This window comes from Paenibacillus sp. TC-CSREp1, from assembly GCF_050171015.1.
Classification (GTDB): domain Bacteria; phylum Bacillota; class Bacilli; order Paenibacillales; family Paenibacillaceae; genus Paenibacillus; species Paenibacillus silvae.
Genome location: NZ_JBNOKM010000001.1, coordinates 90,402 through 113,720 on the forward strand (window position 1 = coordinate 90,402; position 23,319 = coordinate 113,720).

Annotated in this window: 20 protein-coding genes; 11 read left to right on the top strand and 9 right to left on the bottom strand. The window is 44.7% G+C overall.

Annotated features, from left to right (window positions below):
• The first annotated feature begins 172 nt into the window (after positions 1–172).
• Entirely contained in the window at positions 173–784 is a 612-nt protein-coding gene (locus ACQSGY_RS00445) for a TVP38/TMEM64 family protein (RefSeq protein WP_427050265.1), read from the top strand.
• Positions 785–989: 205 nt separating this feature from the next.
• A complete protein-coding gene (msrA, locus tag ACQSGY_RS00450; protein WP_427050266.1) occupies positions 990–1,994 on the top strand; it encodes a peptide-methionine (S)-S-oxide reductase MsrA in 1,005 nt (334 codons plus the stop codon).
• 89 nt (positions 1,995–2,083) lie between these two features.
• On the opposite strand, the gene ACQSGY_RS00455 is transcribed toward msrA, so the two are convergent.
• Positions 2,084–2,884, bottom strand: a complete 801-nt coding sequence (locus tag ACQSGY_RS00455) for a lipid II flippase Amj family protein (protein ID WP_427050267.1) — start codon at positions 2,882–2,884, stop codon at positions 2,084–2,086.
• 853 nt (positions 2,885–3,737) lie between these two features.
• On the opposite strand from ACQSGY_RS00455, the gene ACQSGY_RS00460 reads away from it, so the two are divergent.
• Positions 3,738–4,226: a DUF2188 domain-containing protein gene (locus ACQSGY_RS00460; protein WP_145403954.1), complete on the top strand. Its 489-nt coding sequence runs from the start codon at positions 3,738–3,740 to the stop codon at positions 4,224–4,226.
• A 220-nt stretch (positions 4,227–4,446) separates the two neighbouring features.
• Here the strand turns inward: ACQSGY_RS00460 and ACQSGY_RS00465 are convergent, their stop codons facing one another.
• Entirely contained in the window at positions 4,447–5,175 is a 729-nt protein-coding gene (locus ACQSGY_RS00465) for a YitT family protein (RefSeq protein WP_427050268.1), read from the bottom strand.
• 910 nt (positions 5,176–6,085) lie between these two features.
• On the opposite strand from ACQSGY_RS00465, the gene ACQSGY_RS00470 reads away from it, so the two are divergent.
• The 4 genes from ACQSGY_RS00470 to cysK all read left to right on the top strand — a co-directional run bounded on the left by ACQSGY_RS00470 (position 6,086) and on the right by cysK (position 9,583).
• Positions 6,086–7,123, top strand: a complete 1,038-nt coding sequence (locus ACQSGY_RS00470; RefSeq protein WP_289371243.1) for a nucleotide-binding protein — start codon at positions 6,086–6,088, stop codon at positions 7,121–7,123.
• Positions 7,120–7,353 carry a hypothetical protein gene (locus ACQSGY_RS00475; protein ID WP_111271582.1) on the top strand — a complete coding sequence of 78 codons (234 nt, stop codon included), beginning with the start codon at positions 7,120–7,122 and terminating at the stop codon, positions 7,351–7,353. Before ACQSGY_RS00470 ends, ACQSGY_RS00475 begins: the two co-directional genes overlap by 4 nt.
• A gap of 655 nt (positions 7,354–8,008) precedes the next feature.
• Positions 8,009–8,392: a hypothetical protein gene (locus ACQSGY_RS00480; RefSeq protein WP_248064128.1), complete on the top strand. Its 384-nt coding sequence runs from the start codon at positions 8,009–8,011 to the stop codon at positions 8,390–8,392.
• Between the two features lie 222 nt (positions 8,393–8,614).
• Positions 8,615–9,583, top strand: a complete 969-nt coding sequence (gene cysK, locus ACQSGY_RS00485) for a cysteine synthase A (RefSeq protein WP_427050269.1) — start codon at positions 8,615–8,617, stop codon at positions 9,581–9,583.
• 369 nt (positions 9,584–9,952) lie between these two features.
• Here the strand turns inward: cysK and ACQSGY_RS00490 are convergent, their stop codons facing one another.
• A complete protein-coding gene (locus tag ACQSGY_RS00490) occupies positions 9,953–11,917 on the bottom strand; it encodes an ATP-dependent DNA helicase (RefSeq protein ID WP_427050270.1) in 1,965 nt (654 codons plus the stop codon).
• A gap of 219 nt (positions 11,918–12,136) precedes the next feature.
• On the opposite strand from ACQSGY_RS00490, the gene ACQSGY_RS00495 reads away from it, so the two are divergent.
• The gene (locus ACQSGY_RS00495; protein ID WP_427050271.1) at positions 12,137–13,729 is read left to right on the top strand and encodes a catalase; all 1,593 of its coding nucleotides are present in this window, start codon (positions 12,137–12,139) and stop codon (positions 13,727–13,729) included.
• A 594-nt stretch (positions 13,730–14,323) separates the two neighbouring features.
• Positions 14,324–15,694, top strand: coding sequence for a right-handed parallel beta-helix repeat-containing protein (locus ACQSGY_RS00500; protein WP_427050272.1), 1,371 nt, complete (start codon positions 14,324–14,326; stop codon positions 15,692–15,694).
• A 139-nt stretch (positions 15,695–15,833) separates the two neighbouring features.
• Here the strand turns inward: ACQSGY_RS00500 and ACQSGY_RS00505 are convergent, their stop codons facing one another.
• Positions 15,834–16,103 (bottom strand): DUF6809 family protein, encoded by a 270-nt coding sequence (locus ACQSGY_RS00505; RefSeq protein WP_427050273.1) that lies wholly within the window; start codon positions 16,101–16,103, stop codon positions 15,834–15,836.
• A 112-nt stretch (positions 16,104–16,215) separates the two neighbouring features.
• Here ACQSGY_RS00505 and ACQSGY_RS00510 point away from each other — a divergent pair, with 112 nt between their 5' ends.
• Both ACQSGY_RS00510 and ACQSGY_RS00515 read left to right on the top strand, forming a co-directional pair.
• A complete protein-coding gene (locus tag ACQSGY_RS00510; protein ID WP_427050274.1) occupies positions 16,216–16,434 on the top strand; it encodes a helix-turn-helix domain-containing protein in 219 nt (72 codons plus the stop codon).
• A 110-nt stretch (positions 16,435–16,544) separates the two neighbouring features.
• Positions 16,545–17,315, top strand: a complete 771-nt coding sequence (locus tag ACQSGY_RS00515; RefSeq protein WP_427050275.1) for a hypothetical protein — start codon at positions 16,545–16,547, stop codon at positions 17,313–17,315.
• A 201-nt stretch (positions 17,316–17,516) separates the two neighbouring features.
• Here the strand turns inward: ACQSGY_RS00515 and ACQSGY_RS00520 are convergent, their stop codons facing one another.
• The 5 genes from ACQSGY_RS00520 to ACQSGY_RS00540 form a co-directional block, all read right to left on the bottom strand.
• Positions 17,517–19,427 (bottom strand): hypothetical protein, encoded by a 1,911-nt coding sequence (locus tag ACQSGY_RS00520; protein WP_427050276.1) that lies wholly within the window; start codon positions 19,425–19,427, stop codon positions 17,517–17,519.
• A 198-nt stretch (positions 19,428–19,625) separates the two neighbouring features.
• Positions 19,626–20,090: a hypothetical protein gene (locus ACQSGY_RS00525; protein WP_427050277.1), complete on the bottom strand. Its 465-nt coding sequence runs from the start codon at positions 20,088–20,090 to the stop codon at positions 19,626–19,628.
• Between the two features lie 329 nt (positions 20,091–20,419).
• On the bottom strand, positions 20,420–20,794 hold the full coding sequence (gene cdiI / locus ACQSGY_RS00530) for a ribonuclease toxin immunity protein CdiI (protein ID WP_427050278.1): 375 nt from the start codon (positions 20,792–20,794) through the stop codon (positions 20,420–20,422).
• 22 nt (positions 20,795–20,816) lie between these two features.
• On the bottom strand, positions 20,817–22,148 hold the full coding sequence (locus tag ACQSGY_RS00535) for a WXG100 family type VII secretion target (protein ID WP_427050279.1): 1,332 nt from the start codon (positions 22,146–22,148) through the stop codon (positions 20,817–20,819).
• A 190-nt stretch (positions 22,149–22,338) separates the two neighbouring features.
• The gene (locus tag ACQSGY_RS00540) at positions 22,339–23,226 is read right to left on the bottom strand and encodes an AraC family transcriptional regulator N-terminal domain-containing protein (RefSeq protein ID WP_427050280.1); all 888 of its coding nucleotides are present in this window, start codon (positions 23,224–23,226) and stop codon (positions 22,339–22,341) included.
• Positions 23,227–23,319: the final 93 nt, after the last annotated feature.

Here is a 23,319-nt window from a genome sequence, read left to right on the forward strand (position 1 = left end):
TGTTCTATAGTGTAACCTTTCTGTATCCTTCTTGCCAACAAGCCACCTCGCTGCTTTTCAGAGAGGACGACATTGTTCATGAAACGTCTCGGCATGGTAAACTAAGTTATACAGCAGACTGGACGCTGCTTTATCTCTTCCATTAGTCTGAACAGAAAGGAGCGTTTGGCTTTTGCGAAAATGGTTATGGCTCCTCCTGTATGTTTTACTTGCCGGAGTCACGTTTATTTACAGATATGAACTGCTGGCGTGGACAGAGGTTCATCAGTCCATTCCGCTTTTATTAGCCTTGGCAACCTTGTTTGCTCTCGTGCCTGTGATTCCGTACAAAGTCATTATTATTGCTTTTGGATACAGCTACGGCATGACCATGGCCGCGTGGATTTGCTGGCTTGGTACGACATTGGCAGCAATGCTGGTCTACGCAGGCGCAAGAACTGTGTTCAGGCAGCAGGCCCGGGGTTATCTGGAGCGCATTCGCGGTTTAAATCGTTTTACAGCCTGGATGGAGGCGCACCCCTTCATGGGAGTGATGTCGATGCGGCTGCTGCCTGTCGTACCACAAATGGCTGTTAACATCTATGCAGGCATCACCTTTACGCCCTTCTGGGTGTTCATGGCGGCGACCGCTATTGGCAAAATGCCTGCTATTTTTGTTTTCGCCTACGCAGGTGCACAGGCCGGTTCATCAATCTGGCTGAGTTTGGGGATACTGGCGGGATATATGATCGTTATGGCTATGATCTTCCTGTTATTCCGTTATCGGTCACGCAAAAAGGCTTGAGGATCTGCTAAACTTTTCTAATCTGATTCACCCTTACTTGGGCGATGCCGCTTGGTTGACTTGACCATTCGGGATATAATAGAAGAGTAAGCCAAATATTCATATTTAAAAATTTAAATATAACGATGATTGCTGGAGGCCGTCTTTGAACTGGAGCGAATGTTTTGGGGACAAACGCATGCCATGAAGCAGAGCAACCGTTCAAATGAAAGCACCGCATCTTCGTCAGAAATGGAGTGAGTATAGCGTGGAACAACAATCATTAGAAAAAGCAACATTTGCAGGCGGATGCTTCTGGTGTATGGTATCCCCTTTTGAGGAGCTGCCCGGTATTCATAAGATCGTTTCGGGCTATACAGGTGGACATACCGAGAATCCGACTTATGAAGAGGTGTGCTCGGAGACGACGGGTCATGTGGAGGCGGTACAGATCACGTTTGACCCTGCCATTTTCCCATATGAAAAACTGGTTGAGCTCTTTTGGCAGCAGATTGATCCGACAGATGCAGGCGGCCAGTTCCATGACCGCGGATCATCCTATCAGACGGCCATCTTCTATCACAGTGAGGAACAGCGCAAGATCGCTGAAGCTTCCAAAGCTGCACTGGAGCAGAGCGGACGTTTTGACAAGCCCATCTTCACACCGATTCTGCCCGCCAAAACGTTCTACGAAGCAGAGGAGCATCACCAGAACTATCACCGTAAAAATCCAGCCCATTACAAACGTTACAGCAAAGGCTCAGGCCGTCAGGACTTTATTGAGCGTAACTGGTCGGGCAAAGTGGATAAAAGCGGTCTGAAGGAGCGCCTGACACCGCTGCAATTCGAAGTGACTCAGAACAACGCGACTGAACCCGCATTTCATAACGAATTCTGGGATCACCACGGGGATGGCATCTATGTCGATATCGTATCGGGAGAGCCGCTGTTCAGTTCCACGGATAAATACGATTCAGGATGCGGCTGGCCAAGTTTCACACGTCCGCTCCGGGATTATAATGTGAAGGAAAAAACGGATCTCAGCCACTTTATGATCCGTACTGAAGTCCGCAGCCGTGAAGGCGATTCCCACCTCGGACACGTATTTCCGGATGGCCCTACGGAAGCAGGCGGGTTGCGTTATTGCATTAATTCCGCGGCGCTTCGTTTTGTACCGAAAGAAGATTTGCAAAAAGAAGGTTATGGCGAGTATCGTGTTCTGTTTGAATAAATCTATGCAGTAATGCTGAAGAGCAGCGGAATGATTCCGCTGCTCTTTTTTTGATTTAATCCTGACGACTAGCTGTGATGATATAAACTTTACATCATACTGACAATCCAACCAATCCAGTAGGCCAGAGGAATGAGAAGAACCTGAGCCACCATTGTGCCAAAAAGGCGTGAAATCAGCATACAGCCATAAATCTGGTTCATGCGATCCAGCCGAATCTCCCCTCGAAGTGACCTGTCACTGAGCAACGAAATTCGCGGATCAATAAGGATGGTGAGCAATATAGTGGCCATGCCGTTAATCAGTCCGGTCGATTGGGAGGCAGCTACAGCCTGCGCTGGATACAGATACGCAGCATACAGGCTGGATAACACACCCGTGGTGTAGATGGCCGTCACCGCTACATTGAGCAGCATTAAACGTCTTGGCATCCCGTGCTGTACCAAACGTTTAGCCATCTGCCAGGAAGGTGGCGTGATATAATATGCGGCATTGCGAATCTTGCTGCGCTTCAGCAGATTTCGTACCATGGCGGGAATAGAACCAGCGGCTTCGAAATGTACAACCATTCTGGAAGAGAGCTTGACCATGGTTGGAAAACAAAATATGGCGATTGCTGTTCCGATGGTCGCCGCCCCCATTAACCAATGAAGCTGCGCGGCAAAGTGCGGATTAGCTCCGGAAGCCGCCGTATCCACCAGACTGCCAATCATAGGGCCCTGCGCCATATTCGAAGTGCGGGATACCAGAAGCAAAATGCCTGCGAGTGATATCGCCAGAGCGATTCTGCGAGTACGCAGGCCCCCAAGACGGAGCGCATATGACAAACTGTCGGCGGCATGAATCAGCATCGTAAACAGCATGGGGAGAGCAAGACTTATACTCAACATTGTGTATGTACTCCTTTATTTTGGATCTGTTGATAGATATATCCTATGAATCTTTGACTTGACGTATTATACCCCTTGCACTCCTAAAAGTATAGAACAAGACTGTAATCATCTAACCGATGTCCCGGTCCCTTTGACTATTCACGAATCAAGCCCAGCTGCCTTTGTCTTTCTGCTGCTGCAGCGTTTGTATTCCAAGTTGCGGAGATACAGAGAGACGGACAGATGGCTCTATGGCGGCCTGGTAGAACCAATCAGACCGTAAGAATGATACACACATATTGCAGGCATGATGTGACAGTTATGCAGGTGTTGGTGAGAACATATTCTTTGACACAGCCACAGTCATGCAAATGCTGGTTACCCCCAGGTATAATTTGAGTGTGAGTGTAAGTTTAACGATCTCAGATGACCTTATTTGTCGGGGTTTGAACGTTCTGGAATTCTAACGATTCCCAGGGGGCTTATTCCACCTAAAATCAAAGAAACTGCCCTGTTTTCATGCGAATTCATTGAAATAAGGTTTCCTGAGATCGTTAAAAATTTAAAGTAGAGAAAACATTCCATATAAGGTTTCTACGAATCGTTAGAATTTTTCCAGGCTGGAAAATGAGGATTTGTAGGTGGATCATCCCTGGCCGTGACGGGTTTGTTTTCATCCTTCATGTCTTATCTACTACGGAAGGATTAAGGCTAGTTTCAAATAGTGTGACTGTGATTGGACATGTGTTGAACTGGTTCGATTACTTCTAAACCCTGTGATCATTGCAATGCTCCTGAGAAAACGTTTCGTTTATCTGCTCATGCAGAGGGTAATATACTAGTAACCCATACGATGTTGGAGGGATAACATATGCCATGGAACAAACAGGATTACCCCGTATCGATGAAAAATCTAAAACCACGTATCCGGCACAAAGCCATTGAAATTGCCAATGCTCTGCTGGAGGACGGATATGAGGAAGGTCGGGCGATTGCTATTGCCACAGCCAAGGCCGAGGAATGGGATGAGAACCATCCTGATCATAAGGCGTCAGGCTCTGATTCGCCTTCTCATAAATCATCTTCAGATAAACATAAAGAGTCGCCCTCTTTGGAATCCTCCTCTCGGGATCGGCGTCACTCCGAACCTGTCTCTTCATCCAAAAGCCATCATAATATTCATGTTGTGCCTACGGATTCCGGCTGGGCCATCAAACAGGAAGGTGAATCGGACTATTACTCTTCTTACGACACCAAAGCAGAGGCTGTCGATGCCGCAAGAGAAATGAGCAGCAAGCAGCATATTCGAGCTATCATTCATAATCAGGATGGGCAGATCGCCCGTTCTATCAAATCATGATTTATGAGTTCTTTCGTTTCATAATTTATGGGTTCTTTCGTTGCCCGTCTCTCTCTTATGTAAGATGCATTCAGCATAACAAAAAATCCCTCTTGCTGCGAAGTTTGCAGGCAAAAGGGATTCCTCTCTAAATCAAAGCTTATGTCAAGCTGATTAAAGCTTGATAACAACCGAATACTTTTCATGCCATCTGAGCTATGGATCACGCTGAACCGCGTGCTCAATGTGTTACGCCTCGTGCCACAGAAGTACGCGATGCCGCAGCATTAACCGCTTTGGCCGCAACCGACGGAATCGGCAATTTTACAGCCGAAGTTGTAACCACTGGACCACGAGCCGGTACACTGACCACAAACGTAATCATTTTGCTGGCAATCCATACCGCCAGAATTGTATATAAAGTTTCTTTTACCGGAAGAAAGAAAAGTGACAATCCCAAAACGAACGCATCACTGACAAAGAACACGGTTCCCAGCTTCCAGCCCTTCCAGCGGCTGACGAGCACAGCGAGAATATCATCTCCGCCAGTCGCTCCGCCGAAGCGCAGCACGATTCCCGCGCCAATCCCGGTCAACACACCGGACAGCACTGCCGGAATCCACAGGTTTCCGTTAAAATTCATCACCAGTGTGGAGTAACGCTCAAAGCCGTCGTAGAACAGAGAAAATGCACCCACACCAAGCAGCGCTTGGATCATAAATCTCCAGCCCTTAATGAACCAGGCCAGAATCATGACAGGAATGTCGAGCAGCAGCATGCCGATCGCCGGCGATAAACCTGTTGCATATTTTCCGAGCAGGGCCAGACCGACAAATCCGCCCTCCGATAAATGATTCTGAAAGTTAATGTGATAATAAGCAAATGCCAAAATAAATGTACCAAGCAGCATAATTGCAAACTTGATCGCTTCTGTCTTCACGTGTTGTACGGTTAACGATGTTCTCTTCATACAGGTTCCCTCGCAGTTTGTAGGTTGGTTTTAAACCGACCGTACCCTGCAAAAGGTAAGCCTGGAAGAAATCATCGTGTACGTCCTTCGAATATTCATCCCAATCCCCTCTTTCGCAGAGTCAGCCGTTGTTGAAATACGGTTGGTTTACTCTACAAGGGGCGCTAAGTGTATGAGAGATCGTAACGTTTCCAGATTGTCCTTGGGGAGATTGTCCTTCGGGGACTCATGGTATCCTGATCCTTTCTGTGTGTTGTGGTTAGCTGTGCTTGGTTAAACGAATGGGAAAATTACAGAGATTCAACATTGAACACCTTGTTTCACACCTAACCACTCCGATTGCAGTACCCTCTTTCGATCGCTGTTATCCCCGGATTTTTTTGATTCCTTTTTCAAAAGGAAAAATCCTGTGATAAACGCGAACGCTCCGCTTCTGCAGATGGGTTCTGCACTCTCCGTTCCTGTGTGAATATAAGTTCAAACATGAATCCATTCGTGTAATCTTTCAATTCTGCTTAAACACCAAAGCTAACTTGCTTGTACTTCTATTATATAACACCAATGTGACCGGGTCTAAACAAGCAACCCAGCAAAAACACGCATAAAGCAGTCTCTGGACTGCTCCAGACGTCATACAGGCACACCAGGATAAGCAATGCTTGCTAATGGTGCTACCTGCTCCTTTATTCTATGACCGAAGTCTTCAAATATAACAGTGCAGTCACCCAACTGTGACAATTACGGGCCTTTTTTTATTTTCTGGTCGTTTGCAAAGGAATCCTTTCCCTGATGCACATACACTATAGCAAACGGTATTGATAAATCGAAATCAAACGTTTCCAGACTTACTCTGCTGTTTATGGTATAATATAACAATTGAATCCCAATACCGTTTAAGCGAGGCGGATGAATGAAAACGTTAAAGCCAAGAGTCTTTATTGGCTGCTCGCTGGAAGCGAAGCCGATTGCAGCCGCTGTACACGAAAACTTGCGTTTTTCAGCCGAAGTCACCCCTTGGTACTCGGGGGTATTTAATCCAAGCAGTTACACCATGGACGATCTGGAAGCCGAGGTGCGCACAACGGACTTTGCCATTTTTATCTTCCATCCGGATGACATATCCAAAATTCGCGGGAAGTACTACGCATCGGTTCGGGATAATACAATGCTTGAAATGGGTCTATTTATGGGCCGTCTGGGACGGAAGCGTATTTTTTTCATTCTTCCGGAGGATATTACGGATATTAAAGATGCCACCAAAGTCGAAGGACTGCGGATGCCCACCGATCTGCTCGGATTGAATCCGCTTGTATATGAGATTCGTTCTGACGGAAAATGGGCACCAGCTGTATCTGTTGCCTGCTCTAAAATTGCAGACAGCATTGAAGAGCAAGGACGCTGGAGTGATCCCGAAGCCGAGCGTATCATCGAGAAACACAAACGCTCCGAAGATCAGGCACGTCTGCAGTTATTCAAGCTGCTGCGCTTCTTTAGAGAATTGCTGCGCACACGCAAAGCAGATGCCCAGATGCTCGAACGCATGAGTGATGCATTGCGGAGTGCCTTTGTGTCACACCCGCCATTTACCGTCCGTGGTACCGCGATCTATCGTACAGATGGTAATGGTTATATTGAGCAATTATGTGGTAATGTTGGAGAACCGGGCAGAAAGTACGACTTGTCCGCGAATGATGACAAACCACCGGATGATCCCAAACGCATTCTTGTTGTCGATTCATATCGGGAAAACAAAATCAAAGTAAATCTGTATGACGATTACCTTGAGAAAGAGTATCTGCTATGCTATCCTGTAGCCAAGAGGTATGTCATTACCGTTCATATTATTGGTCATATTGAAGCGGATGAGGCGGTATTTCAACACATTGACTTGCAAAATCGTCAACTGTTTAACGCCATCAACGATCTGTTAGGAGGCGAACCGGAATGAGACCGGAAATGAAAAAAATAAGCAAGCGCTGGGGCAGCGAGAAGAAAGTTCGCCTTAGTTCTGCGCCTGATTCATCACGACCGGTTCCGGAACCCAAGGAAAAGGATCGTTTCCACAAACCGGCCGTACCGCTCGTTACAATCGGCCCATCACTGAAGGGCAAGGAGCGGCCATACAAGGTCATTTTAGAAAAAGAAGCGTATTACGAGAAACCTCAATATCTCGCTTAGTTTGGAAACAACTTCACTGAGATATAGCTTCATCAGAAGACTATCGTTTCATCAAATTTTTTTACTTGATGTCTAAAGTTGATGTTCACACATTCCATTTATCTTGCCGCTGCAACGGCAACATGTTTACCAGGCCCGCCGCCCATGGCTGGGCTTTTTTTGTTCTTTTGCTACTTTGCTTGATTCATGATAAAGCCTGTATATTGCGCTCCTGTTGCTTGATTCATTCTAAAAATGGCTTGCACGTAAGCTGATCAATGTCATATGACATACATAAAACGTTAGAGTTAAAAGATGTATTTTGACCAACTCATCTGCTGCTTCTGACCTTAGGTTTCCTGCAAAACCCATAAATTATACCTAAATTTTGGAGCTGGCTTGTCCTTTTCTGCTGAACCACTTCGCACTGCGTGCAGCTCCCAGCACGCAGTGCCCTGCTCCATGACAAGGGTGGTCAGCCACAATTGACAGCTGTTATTTCCTCATTTTATTGCCCCTATAACTTTATTTCCGTCGACATCCAGACCTCATGCTGAAATCCATTTCCATTATTTATCGGTTGTATAACGTATGCCTATTGCATATATTGATTATAATATAAGAACACATGTTCTGTAAACAATAAATTCCAATTATAGGTTAAGGAAGTGAATGTATGACATCCCCTACTTCCGCCCCATCCCCTGCGGATGAAGATCATCGTCTGATCAAAGGTATGGTTGTACGCACGCTTTTGCTCGATGTACTGGAACGGGATATTCGCACCCTGGATACCTTGCTTCTGAAAATGCCCGAGGTCTATATTCTGTCACTCACCCGTATTCAGAATGATGTACTCAAGGAGATGCTGGAACTGCGCAAACAAATGAGAATTCGCGGCGTGAAAGTTCTGGAGGAAACGCGGCGAAAGGATGGCATCGAAACTGTCTATCTGTGCAGGGGATATATGCAACAGTTCTATATGCTTTGGACCTTTGCGCGCAATGAGGTTAAAAAAGAGCTAAGTCGACATCTGCAGATGGACCTGGCACAAACCTGAGTACGATTGGTATTTTGCCTCACTTTGTATTTGGTACAATCTGTTTCCAAGACAGCAGGTGTAATAAGCAAGGCTCTGCCGCGCCTCAACATTCCAGGCAAGTGCTGCTGAACAGGTTGACCATTGCGTGCTCTGTCATTAAGATGGAGAAGACATATCCAACCTTCCCGATGTGGGAAAGGATATTCACAAAATGTCAGTCTAATCAAGGAGCTGCACATCATGGAATCGAATTCGAATTCTCTTTATAGTTCAAAAAATAATACACCATCACATCCACTCGTTGCCGCGAATGTGACCGAACTGATCGGCCAGACCCCTGCGGTTCGTCTCAGCCGGCTTACAGGCCGTGACTCCGCTGACGTGTTCGTCAAGCTGGAGTATTTCAATCCAAGCGGCAGCGTCAAGGATCGTGCTGCCTACAACCTGATCGCACAGGCTGAACGAGACGGATTGCTGCAGCCTGGAGCAACCATTATTGAACCGACCAGCGGCAATACCGGGATTGGCCTAGCGATGAATGCAGCGGCCAAAGGATACAAAGCCATCCTTATCATGCCGGACAACATGTCCAAGGAGCGCATCAACATCCTGAAGGCTTACGGTGCAGAAGTTGTACTTACTCCTGCCGCTGAGCGGATGCCTGGAGCCATTCGCAAGGCGAAGGAGCTTCAGGCCGAGCTGCCGGGCAGCTTCATTCCGCAGCAGTTTGAGAATCAGGCGAATCCGGATATCCACCGGATCACGACGGCGCCCGAGATTTTGGAGCAGATGGATGGCAGACTAGATGCCTTCATCGCTACAGCGGGAACCGGCGGCACGATCACCGGAACGGGCGAAGAGCTGCGCAAGCAGCTTCCCGACCTCCGCATCTATGCAGTGGAGCCGCAAGGTTCCCCGGTGCTGTCCGGTGGCAAGCCCGGACCGCACAAGCTCGTCGGTACAAGTCCGGGCTTCATCCCGGACATCTTGAATACCGACGTATGGGATGCCATCATCCAGGTGTCCGATGAGGACGCACTGGATACGATGCGGCAGCTTGCTGCCCGGGAAGGGCTGCTGCTCGGCCCTTCCTCTGGCGCTTCGGTGTGGGCCGCCCTTCGCATCGCGAAGGAACTGGGGCCGGGGCACCGGGTGCTCTGCATTGCGCCGGATACCGGGGAACGGTATTTGAGCATGGGTATTTTTTAACAAGGCCAAAGGCAAAGATTCCTAACCAGACAATCTCTACACAACAAGCTCTACGTTCATAGCGCATAACAAAATCGAGAACCAAATGAATAACCGAATAGATAATCAAAATAAATAAGCCCCTGCTCACCTCGGATCATGTATCCACGTGAACAGGAGCTTATTTTTATTTTCGCAACACAAAAGTAATCACTCAGAGCGCAGGAATCAGACATGAGACATGAGGCATACAGCGGAAACATGAATCACAGAATATGAATGACAATTATCAATCACAAAGTTCAATCGCAAAACATGAACCCATCTTGTCGTGCTACATCCATCCTGTGCCTGCATGTTCGTTTAACGCTTAGAAACGGTGGTTACGGATTAATGTGTCAAGGTTGTCCATTCTACACCTTCCGGGAGCAGAGCCGCAATACGGTCTTTGGCTTCCTTTTGGGTATAGATCGACTCATCCAGAATCGCCGCCGAACCGGAGTCACTGCTTGTGCGAATCAAACGTCCAAGACCCTGCTTCACCCGTAACAGCATATACGGCAGATCGATCTCTTCATATGGCGAAGCCGATGCATTGCGTTTGGCATTAAATACCGGGTCCTGCGGTGGATATGGAAGCGACCAGATCATGACATTGGACAGCGAAGGTCCCGGAACGTCGAGTCCCTCCCACAGATTGACGGAGCAGAGCACACTCTCCTCATCCTGCTGGAATGCCGCAATCAGATCACTGATCTCCCGATCCCCTTCATACATAAAGCGCAGCCCCTGCGCCTCTGGTACATGCACGATATCCTGCTTGAACGCAAGCAGTTCCTCCATCGTACGGAACAGGATCAATGCCCGACCGCCGCTCTCTTGGAGCAAAGCCGCCGCATCACGCAAACGTTTCTCGTTCTCTGCATGACCGGGTACAGCTTGTTCGGCTATTTTCATCTGCATTTTATCTGCGTAATCATAAGGAGAAGCAACGGAGAACGATACAAAATCGTCAATCCCCAGACTATCCGCCACATAACGGAAAGAATTGTCCACGGATAGCGTAGCCGATGAAAAGACAATCGGAATACCGGTGTTGAACACACGTTCATTGAGGATTTCTTTTACGGTACGCGGCATGATTGACAATGTCGTCTCATCCTCGCTCTCTTCCGCCCAACAGATGTAACCATCCTCTTTGCGGAACAGGGACAAAGCCGTCTGGATCATATCCAAATGCTCTTCCACGACACGCATCTGATACCCGTCCAGCGAGAATAATCCACTCTCGAATACCAGCTCTTCTCCGATCGCATCCAGTACACCATTTAATCGTTCAATCTCACGCAGCAACGGTGCTTCTACCCGCACTTCCTTCCTTTCCGAGCCGGGAATAGCCACCGTATACGTATCGAGCAGACGGAACAAACGCTCACTGCTTTCAATCGCCTCATCTACTCGCTCCGCAAGGGATTCACGAATTTCGCCTTCAAGCAGACGTGTGACCAGTTCCTCGAAAATGCGGTGCTTCAGCTTGTAACTCAGGGCGTTCAGCGCCGCTTCTTCCAGCAAATGGCCTTCATCAAATACAACTGAGCTGTGATCTGGCAACAAAGGCAGTTGTCCTTCACGTTTGCGCGCTTCATAAGTCCACACATGCTCCATGTAGTAATCATGGGAACAGATGATGATGTCTTTGGAACGACGGTAATGATCACGCGACAGCGTCAGGCCGCAGCGTTGTCTTTTTGGACACACGAAACAATCCTGAAACGGGTCCCAGTTGATCTTGTTCCACTGACGGTCGTTCAGATGCGGATACTGCTTGCGGTCACCATACGGATGAAAAGCCTGAAGTGTTCCCGGCGTATTCACGAATTCCGGCAGGCTCTCGTACACCTCTTCAATCACTGGCGCATCCTCATCGGCAAATCGGACGGCACTCAGCTTGTTCAGACAGACGTACTGATCTGGCGACTTGCCCAAACGCGCGTCCACTTGCAAATCCAGATGTTCAGCGAGCTTCGCAATATCTCCGCCCGGCTTCACCAGCTGTTCAATCAAAGACTCATCGGCACAGGCGATCACCGCCGGTTTGCCCGTATAACGTGCATAACAAACCGCGTAGAGCAGATAAACGAGTGTTTTACCTGTTCCTACGCCGGCCTCGGCCATAATCGTCTTTTTATCTCCATAGGCCCGTTCGAGCTGGTACGCCATAAAAATCTGTTCGTCCCGTACCTCGAAGCCGGACTCTGGCAAAATATCATAAAATACATCGGCAACCCACTCTCCCAGACGGGATACAAAAGGTTCAGCCGGATCATACGCAAAAGGGTAACGTTGTGTAGACAATCCTGGGTCAGCCTCCATTCTTAGACAAAGCGGTCCGATTTCTATTTTCCGTTCAAAAAAGGCCGCTGGGCAAAAGTTAATTATCTCACGTGATGGGTCAGGAGACAAGCTTTTTTTCACTTGGTTAACAGCGAAGCCTGGATAAGGCTATGTATAGATCTTCACCTCAGGGAAAATATATACAGGAATCCAACTTTAGGAAAGGTGGTATACCGCTCCATGGATAAACATTCTTCACCATCCGGGCATTCCTCAGACCCGTTAAACGAGACATTGACGGATCGGCAGGGCCATCCGATTACCGACAATCAGAACGTACGAACCGTAGGCAGCCGTGGACCAACCACACTTGAGAACTATCACTTTCTCGAAAAAATTACACACTTCGACCGCGAGCGTATCCCGGAACGGGTCGTGCATGCCCGCGGGGCTGGAGCTCATGGCGTATTTGAAGCATATGGAACGGCGGGAAATGAACCCGTATCGAAGTACACAAGAGCGCGTCTCTTTCAGGAAAAAGGCAAACAAACGCCCGTATTCGTACGCTTCTCTACCGTCATTCATGGCGGGCACTCCCCGGAGACGCTGCGGGACCCGCGCGGATTTGCCGTTAAATTTTATACCGAAGACGGCAACTGGGATCTGGTCGGCAACAATCTGAAAATTTTTTTCATCCGCGACCCACTCAAATTCCCGGATATGGTACATGCCTTCAAGCCCGACCCGCTGACCAACGCACAGGATATGGAGCGGTTTTTCGATTTTGTCTCCCTTAGTCCTGAAGCAACACATATGGTGACCTTTCTCTTCTCTCCATGGGGCATTCCGGCGAATTATCGGCAGATGCAGGGGTCAGGCGTAAATACATACAAATGGGTGAACCAGGACGGCAAAGGTGTACTCATCAAATACCATTGGGAACCTTTGAAACAAGGCATACGCAACCTGCTGCAAAAGGACGCCAGTGAAATTCAGGGTCAGAACTTCAACCACGCTACACTGGATCTGTATCATGCCATTGAACAAGGTGACTATCCCGAATGGGAGCTGTGCGTTCAGGTGATGGAGGATGGCGAGCATCCCGAGCTGGATTTTGACCCGCTGGACCCGACCAAGCTGTGGCCGCAGGATCATTTTCCGTTTCTGCCTGTAGGTAAAATGACGTTGAACCGCAATCCCGAGGATTATTTTAATGAAGTGGAACAAGCTGCATTCGGGACGGGTGTACTGGTGGACGGGCTTGATTTCTCGGATGACAAGCTGCTGCAAGGACGTACCTTCTCCTATTCGGATACCCAGCGTCACCGGGTGGGTGCGAACTATCTGCAATTACCTGTGAATGCGCCGAAGAACCGGGTAGCTACCAATCAAAGCGGCGGGCAAATGCAATATAAAGTGGACCGGGCACCGGGTCAAAATCCACATGTGAATTACGAGCCTTCTTCGCTCGGTGGGTTGACGGAAGCTCAGCCGCACGGCAAGGAGCATGAACCTCTGGTGGAAGGCCATCTGGTGCGGAAAAAGATTCAGCGTACGAATGATTTTGGACAAGCCGGGGATACCTACCGGGCGTTCGAGGACTGGGAGCGAGATGAGCTGATCAACAACATGGTCGGCGCGTTGGCCCAATGCAAACCGGATATCCGGGAGCGCATGATCTCTTATTTTACCCAGGCGGATGCGGATTATGGGCGACGTGTGGCAGAAGGACTGGCTGCTGTATCCACAGACGATAGTGAAACAGTACAGCCGAAGCATGATCCGGGGGTTGAGCAAGCTGAGAAGCGTAGTCGGGAGACGGACGGATACTAATTGGCGTTAGACGAGTCGGATGAGTATTGTCCATAACTGGATGAGTATTTTCGCATAAAAAGTTAGATGAAAGTACCGCCCCATGAGTCTGGGTGCCAATGTTGGCAGCCGCTTATGGGGCTTTTTGTTACGTGCAGTCGTTGATTTTGGAGAAAATGAAGTTCAAAGCGGTAGACTCGGGATAAGTTTCATGTGATCAGCTCGGGAAAAACAGGCATATTCACGTTCATTTCGGACGATGGTTCGTTCAAAAAAGGCGATCAACCAATGATCGGATTACATTTCCATTGTGGATGGGATGGGATTCGGAGCGCTTATGCCTGTCCTGCCAGTCTTAAACGCAATCTGATCAAATGATTATTGATGATAACGTTTACAACATTTACCATGAAGCTGTGTTCTGGTGGATACCTTTTAGTTAGCTGGACGGTAGGACGAAGCACGTGACGCAGTATGTTCTGCTCTCATTAAAGGTACGCTCTACTCTACTCTACTCTACTCTACTCTGTTCTGCTCTGTTCTGCTTTGTTCAGTCCATACACGGTTCCCCGCCAGCTCGATATTTTATTCCAATTAACCAAGGAGGCTTGCATCATGAAATTATTTCCTTCCACATCTACTCATGCATCTGCACGATCCCAGCGTTCCCTGAAATCCAAAATGACCAGCATCTGTCTTAGTGCCGCCTTCCCTCTACTACTGTTAAGCGGTGGTTCCGTGGGTGCCGCAGAACTGCTGGAAGGCGGATTGCCTCATACCTCAGATTCAGAGTCAGTGGTGAATAGTTCCAATCTAACGCTGGCTGCGGGTGATTTATACGTATCCCCTAACGGCTCCGCCAGCAATCCAGGAACGATCAATAGTCCTACGTCACTCGCTAACGCTCTGACTCAGATCGCCCCAGGTAAAACGATCTATCTGCGCGGCGGAACCTACAGCTTCTCGCAGACGATTACCATTGAACGCGGCAACAGCGGCACCGCCTCACAGCGCAAAAATCTGGTCGCGTACGGATCGGAAAAACCTGTATTCGACTTCTCGGCTCAAGCCTTCGCTTCCACGAATCGGGGATTACAGATGTTTGGAGACTACTGGTTCGTGAAAGGACTTGAAGTCAAAGGTGCCGGAGATAACGGTATCTTCATCGGCGGCAGCTACAACCGTCTGGAGCAGATCGAAGCCCACCATAACCGCGATACAGGTATTCAGATGGGGCGTTATGCTTCAACGGCTGCCAAAAGTGAATGGCCTTCGTATAACGAAGTCATTCGTTCCTACTCTCACAACAACTATGACCCGGATGACGGCGAGGATGCAGACGGTTTTGCCGCGAAATTGACGGTAGGCCCGGGTAATGTCTTCGACGGTTGTATTGCGGCCTATAACGTGGACGATGGCTGGGATCTGTATAGCAAAACAGATACAGGTGCCATCGGTGCCGTCACGATCCGCAACAGTATTGCTTACGGAAACGGTGCCACCGCAGACGGAACGTCAACTTCAAACAGCGATGGTAACGGCTTTAAGCTGGGCGGCGAGAAAATTGCCGTGAATCATATTGTCGAGAACAATATCGCGTTTAATAACAAAAAGCACGGCTTTACCTATAACAGCAATCCAGGTTCAATTCAGATGACCAACAACACCTCATGGAATAATGGACAAAGCAACTTTGCTTTTGACAAAGGTACCCACATCTTCACCAACAACCTGTCCTTCCAAGGCGGAGCCAGCGACAAAACCAGCGGAACCGATGTCAGCAGCACCAACGTCTGGTGGAAAAACAAAAAAAGCGTCAACGACAAAGGCCTGCTCGCCAGCGCAGCCGACTTTGTCTCCCTTGTGCCTTCGGTAACCCGTGCCGCAGACGGCACCCCTGTATTGGGTAATTTCCTGAAGCTTGCAGGTGGCAGTGATCTGATTGGGTCAGGTACGCCAGCGGGTAAGAATATTGGTGCGCGGTAGGTATAGGCTGGTAAGATAAAAGAATAATTCATAAAGCAAAGTCCCCTCCCCCATGCCAGCCTGATCGGTGGTAATGGAGAAGGGGATTTTTGAATTGCTTTGTATTGTCTGCTGGTTTCTAGGTTAAAAGATACTACGCTCACGTTTTGCCTAAAACCTCAATAATGAGTCTCCCGCCTGTACGAAAACCCTGCTCAAACGCCGCTTCCACGTACATGGATGTGGACTGTCCGATCAAGTCGATCAATTGCTCCAAGGCATCGTATTCTGTATCTGGGAGCTTTGTTTTGTAGCTTTGCATGATGTCCGATATTTGGCTGTTAATTTCGTAATACTCGGCATGTTCTGGATGAATCGACTCGTCCAACCGTAGGTTTCCGTGAAACAAATCTTCGATCAGGTTTGACATATTATCCCCACCTAGTCTTTTCACAACTATTCTAATTATACTTTAGCGGATTTTACGCTAAAAATCAATAGCGGATAGCGCGCTAAGATATGATATTAGTGAGGTGATGATCATGTACGCTCGTATACGCAATTTGCGTGAAGACAAAGACTTATCCCAAACACAAATGGCCGCCTATCTCGGCTGTAGTCAACGTGTTTATAGCAACTATGAACGTGGTGAATTGGACATTCCCACAGCTATATTAATAAAGCTGGCTGATTATCATCAAACTAGCACAGATTATCTTTTAAATCGGACAGATGTAAGAAAACCTTATTCTCAAACTTAACCTCAGAATTCATTCTCATATGAACTGCTACTGTAACCGGCCAAATTATCGGAATCTAACATAAATTTATAATTTGACTCTAAAAAATATACAATTATCGAGGTGAAATAATGAAAACACTTGAACTTTATGAAAAGTATGATGTTCATGGCTGGTTGAAATACAACCCTCATGAAGGTCACTACGCAAAATTTAATCCTAATGTAATTACAACAGGCTTTAAGATTTTTGAAACGTATAACACTTTTTGTAATGCTAGAACATTACTATATAGTTCTGAGGTTAGCAATTTGGGAGACTTAACAGCTAATGATGATCTATCAGTTAAGTACACTAAAAGTACATTTCTTCAGAGTTCATTAGCTACTTATAATTATTGCATCGATCTATCATGGCAGGTTGCATGGTTTTATTGCTCTCCAGATGATTACTACGGTTTTATTGACTCTGAAAAAGAATACACAGACTATAGTAAAGCCTGTACCTATGATGTGTTGATTTTAAAGTTAAGACTAGGAAACAAAAAGAAAATAATGGAACTACTGCACGAATTCTATTCTAATAAGACCGTTCGTAAAATAAGATCTGAATACAATTACATGAAACATAGGGGGGGATACTATACTCCTGGCTTAGGTGAACAGAGGCCAGTGATGTTTGGAACAATTAATGGAAACCATTTCAATATGATTCAGAGAAATATTTTTGATATTGAAGAATGGATTGATATTTTATTTGAAATAGATAGGCTTTTTTATCAGTTTTTCAACACTTTCATTGATAGTATTATGCCAAAAAATTATTTAGAAACCACTCTTGATTTCATGAGCCCCTTAGACTACTACTCTAAAAGAAAAAGAAATAACTCTCTATCTGTATAAAAATTATTCTAAATAAGAATGTATATATTCCCATCTAATTAATAATTTAATAAGTTTATCTCAGTTTTAGACTACACCAAAGTGAGTGTTTCATTAACTCGAGAGGACAATTAAATAATATGTCCTCTCCTGAACAAACACAGTGTCTTGCCAAGGAGCAAGGACTTTGTAAATATAGATATCAATAATAAGTTTTTAGGGTTAGTTTCCCCATATTAATGTATATTTCTCTCCACAGTTCTTATCCCAGCATTCAAACCAATACTGTCCACTTTTAAATTGCAACTTCATCAAACCGTGACCTTTAACACACTGACAATTTGCTTTAGGCCAACCCATGAGAACAATTCTTTCAATTATGGCTTTTCCAAGTTTTGAATAAAATCCTTTTATAGCATTTCTAGGTGACAAATTTAATTGACTTATACTAACTTGATATTCAATAATCTGATCCTGTGATTTATGGTTCGACGGGAACCAAGCTTGATTTTGATACTTATATAGTTGAATTACACCTTTTACCGCAAACAAATTTTCATTAATAACGTTCGTACGCAATCCGAGAAATAGGTTCCATCTTGGATTTTTTAACGGAATTCGAAAGATAGTGGACTGACAATCAGCTAACATTTGTTTGTATCCGATCTCTTTTTCTGCATATTGTTGCAGTCTAGTAACTTTTTGACTTCTTTCTTGAAAAGCTTGATACCATTCTTCCCATTGTCTTTTTATACCATTATTTTGTTCAATTTCTTTTTCTTTTTTATTTAATAGTTTCTCGAGTTCATAAACCCGCATTTGGATCTGTTGCATATCAATCTCAATCGCTCTCAGTGATTTGAGGTTAAAACCAAGTTTGGAAAAAAACCTTGCTGATAAAGCCTTATGGTTTTTAGCCACATTTTGCATTTCCAATTGCAACTGTTTATTTTGCTGTTTTAAACTTTCAGTCTCCAAAATAAGATTTTCCCTGTCTTTAATGAAATCCCTATACTTCTCTTCTTTGACTCTGTCCCTATCAAGCTCAGTTTTGTAATCATTAAGCCCAATTTGTGAATATGAGGATATTATTTCTTTTATCTCCTGATCGTTCAGTCTCTCGGCACCCCAGAGTCTTGTTATAAAGCTCTCAGATTCCTGTAAAGTATACCCAAGAGGATCATTGTGATTATTAATTGCTTCAATACAATCTAGGGAAGGGGGCGTTTCGAAGAAAAATATTTGATGCTCAATTGAAAATAACTCCATTTGATATACACTTCCATATGATAAAGACTTTTTATCTGGAAATCCGTAACAAGCAATTTTTTGATTTTCTAATAAGTAGATATTCCCCACTTTACTAACGTAATCTTGATGAACAAACAGCCGAAACGGTTTTGTATTTCCGTTATTTATGTCTCGGCTGGTTGTGAAATCAATTAATAAGTGACCTTTGTTTGTAATTTTACCCACTGTTCCGATAATTATGGCTAAGCTAATTGTAGATTTTTTTAAATTCTTATCGACTTGCTTAACAATGTCGTCTTGTAATCCAAACATATCAGCAAATTTAACTCTATCTTCGGTCTCTGTTTCAACAGTGAACGCAGAAATATTCTTTTTAAATGTACTAATCTCATATTCTTTGAGAAGAGTTGAAAGAAAATAGTAAAACTTCTGATGAGCAGGATAAGTAAAGAACTTGCTGTAGGCTTGTCTCGAATTTCCTGATAAATTTCCAATTTTTCTAACCAGTTTCGCGCTCGTCAAAATTCTCAGCACTTTCATTCGTTCATCAACATTTATGCCATTCATACTTGCCAATGAAATAACATTAGAATCCGGACTTCGGAAACGACAACGTTTGTAATGCTGTTGAAGCTTTCCTTTTCTGAAAAAAGGGTGTTCATCATGAGAAACATGTTCGAGAACTGTTTGTCTTTTATCTTTTTCATTATCCAAGATCAAATGTTTCGAAAGTTCTTTGCATCCTATACATACATATCGGTTGGACACTTTTAATAGCTTATTATTATGAATTTCTCTTGCAGATATTTTCCTATTTGTTTTTATGTCAAAAGCCCAGTTCATACTTAAATCGGAAGTTTTGACTTCATTTATGCCTTTCAACAATACACCCTCCTTACATCCATTCTACTATTTGCACTTGATTGTTTATAATAATAAACATTCTCTATAAAGTATATTATTAGGAATTTAAAACATTTTCCACTATTACGGTTCAAGTTATATGGCAAATGTTTAAAATCAGCATTTTTCAACAGTAAATAGAAGTTAGCACTACCAACTCCATGATATAAGTTCTACCTACTTAACTTGTTGACTCTCAAGCTCACAAACCTCAATAGATTTTTTATTGATCCAATCTACTGCTAATTCTGCTTCTTCTTTCAAAATAACATCTCGCTTGCTTTTATATTGAAAGTTCTCTTTTGCCCATAACAATAGGATCTTTACATATTCTAACGTCTCAATTTTGCATGTACTGTCTTCTTCCTCTTCTTCAGCAAAGATATCCTCAAAAGTTGTAAAAGACTTGTCTGATCTTATTAAATTGACATTCCCTCCACCTTCGTATAACGTTATTTCCCCTTTCAGTAGTTCAATTAAGTTTCCGACCTCTTTCTGGATCGTGGCGAAATCTCCAAATATATCCGATCCCAAAGAATTCGTAATTAGATAACCATTTTTTAAAGATGAATCAATGCCTAAGTCCAGAATAACTTCGTTGAAATCCTCTTTATATTCAATAGTGTACCTATATTTTATCATGTTCAATATCTCCATTCTTCTTAATACAACGGATAGACAGATGTAATCATATAAGTATAGCCCGCAATATTTATCCAGCCCCTTACGTGCTAGCCTCTCACCTTCTTTATTTACATCCTATACGCAAATAAAGCTCATTCCTCACAATATCTCAAGTGGGAAGAGCTCTCTGATTTTTATATACACCTACCGGGGCTAACAGTAACGTTTCGATTGCTTTCGACTCTTACAAAATTCACACCGATACTTAGACTACAATACTATGACGTATAAGATAAAACGAATATTCGCTCTGGATTACAAATGGTTTTAGATTCACAATTACTAAGTTAAGAATGTAAACCCAATCTTTTTTTTACCACATCTAATAAATTAAATATCTCCTGTTTATCTTCTGGATGCTCCTCCAAGTACTTCTCACTGTAAATCAACAAATAATTATAAAATTCATCATACTCCATGACTGCCATTACATCTTCATCGTATGCTGGGGGCTCTCCGATAAAACATACTTTCTGATCACCAATGTACTCTTCTTCTTCTGGCGAATGATAGGATGAAAATTGTACCTCCAGTGGACCTGAACCATACCCATGTCTTTCTTGATCTCCGAAGTATGTTAAAGCTCTTGGAAAATCAATAATCCAGAAATAAGATTCGACTATTTGATCTATTTCAGCTTTTGCTTTCAGTATCTTGTACATCATATCTCTCCTTCATTATTAATTAAAACGCAGGATAAAAGTTCTTTATGTTCCCTTTATCATCTACAAACCCTACAAATTTAAGTCCATTTAATTCACCTTTAACTATCCCATTTTTCACATTCCCAGCCTGAATCTGTGGTTCCAATGCTGCTTTTCCCCAATTATACATCTTTTCATTAGAAATTATATTAGGATCGTATACTGTTTTAGGGTCATTCACTCTTTTCCCAATCACATTGCCATTTTCTTCTCTTATCGGCTCAAAAACACTTTTATCTGATTCACTTCGTTTCAAAGATGGTAATTGATACTCTATTTCGTAAATCCCCTTAATATTGTGCTTCTTAGGCTCACCGATAAAATAATCCTTTTTAACACTCAGCCCGTATTTATTTGCGTCTTCTTGTAAAACTTCATTAAATTTCTCTATATTATGACCACCCGACACTCCTGGTCTGCTACCTCTTTTAAAACCATCTACGTTTACCAAATGATCGTAAGGTCTTTGCAATTTCTCCGTATCACTTACTTCTTCACTTATTACAGTCTTAGCGACTTCTTTTTTTCCCTCAGGCTCCTTCTTTAGCCCATTTCCTCTTTTCGCTTCACCCGCTTCCACATTCTTTTTAATCTTCGCCACAGCCGGATCAGAAGCAGGCAAGCGAAATGGCCCTTTGCGACCCGGCATACTTCCGCGAACCATCTGAAAAGCCATAACGATCTGGCTGAACTTCAGGGAAGTCAGCATCATCTGAGCATACTTATCGGATACAGGCTCGCCCGTGAAGGGATGGATTCGATTTTCAAAAGCTTTAATCTGTAACGCATTAATATCTTCCCCCGGCTCTTCCGCATGACCTGCTTGCATTCGGTTAATATCCAAATGCCCCTGATCCTTCTGATATGCCTGTAGAGACGCCTGATCGGGAACGCCATTCTCGTTTACTGGCATCCACATCAGCCTACCATAGATATTGACTTGTGCCATCCGGTAGCCTTTGTCCTCCGAACCCGCATCACTTGCTGAGCTCTTCATCATTGCTGCCGCACCAATAGCACCAATAACACCGCCCAGACTCCCTTTCTCCGCATCTGCATTTTCAAACCGTGTCGCAATATCCTTCAACTCTTTCGAAGTATACACCATGCTCTCCAGTGCTTTCTGTAGTACGGGACGCGACCGCTCAAAATCATCATAAAAACGCTCCTGTGTCACACCCATCCACATGGCTTGAAGGAACATCATCTGCCTGGAGAGATTATCTTGGATATGCTCCAATTGCTGCCTCGCCTGATCCACCTGACTTGATACGTGATATAACTGTTCAGGTGTTACTTTGATTGTACTCATCCGTTTTCACCGCTTATTTAATATGGGATAAAACTATGTTAGCAGAAGTTTAATGGAAATTTCATCCGGCTAACCTCCTGATTTCAATTCATGAATCCACTCTTTCGATTTTGAGCTTCCATACTCTGGTCCTACAGTTTAATGGGGGCTTTGTTTCCGTCCAGATTAATGCTAATGATCCCCGGCTTGTCTAGTCCCTGGCATGTTCGATTCGTCTTAGTTTCTCCGTATCTCGAGCTGGAGATAAACCGAAGAAGCGGGAATATTCGCGATTAAACTGCGAGGCACTCTGATAGCCAACCTGATATGCGGCACTGGCTACTGCATAACCCTCAAATGCAATGAGATTCCTAGCCTCCAAAAGCCTTAATTGCTTTTGAAATTGAATAGGACTTAATCCCGTTGCACTTTTAAACTGACGATGAAAGGTATTTACAGCCATACCCGATTTTGATGCCATCTCACCGATGTCTATGGGCCTCATAAAATTATCGCGAAACCATTTTACAATATGAGAAATCTTGGCAAAGTTACTTTCCCTCATACCCAGTTGTTTCAAATACCATCCTTGCGGTCCCATCAGAACGCGATAAAGGATTTCACGTTCATAAGCCGGTGCAAGAGCCGGAATATCTCTGGTTGACTTGGTTAATCGCAATAAGCGTAGCCATGCCTCCATGAATTCAATCTCCATCTCACAAGCTGCGAACTGCGCAGAAGAAGTTGGGATTAGATTTTCAGGCAGATCTCTTAATAAGCGTTGGAGTACATTCTGATTTATCGCAAGACCAAGGGACATGTAAGGACCGCCATTAGGGTCTGGATATACCCTCGCCGTTGCGGGAACATGTACCGGCAGAACATAATACGAGGGTCCCCCCAAGGTAGTTCTGCGCTCCCCGATTGAAAGCATCTTAGTTCCTTGAACCGTAAAACCAATCATCGGCTCGTAGAGCGCTGCAAGCTGATGAGCAGGAATATCTCCCTTAATCATGCTCAGCCCTGGAACTTCGGTTTCAATCGGTCGAGTGCCTGCACATTTCATTAATTCGATAATTTCATCCATAATTTTTTTCATGCACCTATTTTATCAGATGGATCTGCATCCCTCAACATAACTCTGAAATGAATCAGCACTTTTAGGCTCTTCTGATGTTATAAAATAACGATA